Raw genomic sequence first — 1,064 nt, 5'->3', positions numbered from 1 at the left:
GCACGCGTCTGCGCCGCTCTGATGTCCCGGTCTCGGTAGTCGCTTCAGTCACCTGCGTGATTCTTCCATTCTGCGGCGGGAGGATTCACGAGTACTCCACCGTGACGGGGGCGTGGTCGGACCAGCGGAGGTCATAGGCGTCGGCCCGGTGCACGTACGACTTGGTGGCCCGTTGTCCCAGTCGCTTGTTCGCGAGCTGGTAGTCGATCCGCCAGCCGGCGTCGTTGTCGAAGGCCTTGCCGCGCCAGCTCCACCACGAGTACGGGCCGGGCACCTCACCCGCCAGTTCGCGGGCGACGTCGACCCAGCCGGCCTCGAGCAGTCCCGCGACCCACTGCCGCTCCTCGGGCAGGAAGCCAGGGTTCTTGACGTTTCCCTTCGCGTTCTTCAGGTCGAGCTCGGTGGGTGCGATGTTCCAGTCACCACCGATGACCACGTCGCGGCGTTTGCGCGACAATGCCGCGAGATGGGCAGCGAACTCATCGAGGAACCGGAACTTCTCCTCGCGCTTCGGGCCGTCCGCAGCGCCCTTGGGCAGGTACAGGCTGGCCACGGTCAGATCACCGAAGTCGGCCTCGACGTACCGGCCGGTACCGTCGGACTCGGTGCTGGCAAACCCCTTACGAACACGGCCCGGAGCCGAGCGCGACAGGATCGCCACACCTGAGTGACCCTTGACCGTCGACTCGTTCAGCGTGAGATGCCACCCGTCGGCGAGGGCGGGGGCGAGTGCTTCGACCACCTGCTCTTCGGTGGCCCGGGTTTCCTGCAGCAGCACGTGGTGGGTGTCGGTGTCGCGCAGCCACGGCAGGAGCCCCAGGTTGCGCTCGGAGCGATGTTTCACCGCTGCCCGGATGCCATTTGCGTTGATCGTGGTCACGATTGTCGTCACGTCCGACGACCCTACGTGCGGATCACGACATCACCGGCAGCGGTCCACGAACTCCGCGCGGGTCAACGTGCGTCGACCGCGACCAGCTCGTCCGACTGCGGAAGAACCGGAGCCTTGGTCCGGACCCGCCGGGCATACGCGAGGGCCAACGCCAGGACGAGCAGACCTGCCA

Annotated in this window: 1 protein-coding gene; it reads right to left on the bottom strand. The window is 66.9% G+C overall.

Annotated features, from left to right (window positions below; genetic code table 11):
- Positions 1 to 85 precede the first annotated feature (85 nt).
- Positions 86 to 892, bottom strand: coding sequence for an exodeoxyribonuclease III (locus CSW57_RS24135; protein WP_099385138.1), 807 nt, complete (start codon positions 890 to 892; stop codon positions 86 to 88).
- Between the last annotated feature and the right edge of the window lie 172 nt (positions 893 to 1,064).

The organism is Williamsia muralis (genome assembly GCF_002735905.1).
Classification (GTDB): domain Bacteria; phylum Actinomycetota; class Actinomycetes; order Mycobacteriales; family Mycobacteriaceae; genus Williamsia; species Williamsia muralis_A.
The sequence above is the reverse complement of the archived record's forward strand: the minus strand, read 5'-3'. Positions and strand labels throughout refer to the sequence as shown.